A 381-nucleotide genomic window follows, 5' to 3' on the forward strand; every position below is an offset into this window, starting at 1 on the left:
GCGGCGGCGATGAGGCCGTGGTTCGACTCGGGCCTCCATGATGTCTTGCAAGATCGGCCCAGCTCGGCGAAGGCCCGGCTTTCCATGAACCCCCTCCGAGTTCTCCTCGACAGGGGGATGGTCAGGGGGGAGATTGGGCGGTCGTCATATCGTTCTTCCTCAACTTTCAGGCAGAAGCATTTTGACCTTCAGTCTGGATGGGCGTCACGGAGAACCCGAGCTGCTTGGCGAGTCGACGCATGGAACGTCGTTTGGTTTCCAGCGCCTGTGCCTCGTAGTACTGGAGTCCGTGTTCGACATAGTCCAATCCTTTGACCATGACGCGCCAGAACAGCGCCGCGAGTTTGCGCGCCAGGGCGATATTGGCGATCAATCCACCTC

General features: G+C 59.8%; 1 pseudogene. It reads right to left on the reverse strand.

What is annotated here, in order from left to right:
• Positions 1 to 166: 166 nt before the first annotated feature.
• A pseudogene (locus Q376_RS25090) lies at positions 167 to 381 on the reverse strand (hypothetical protein); the annotation flags it as partial.

Origin of the sequence: Halotalea alkalilenta DSM 17697 (assembly GCF_000621205.1) — a bacterium.
GTDB classification, from domain to species: domain Bacteria; phylum Pseudomonadota; class Gammaproteobacteria; order Pseudomonadales; family Halomonadaceae; genus Halotalea; species Halotalea alkalilenta.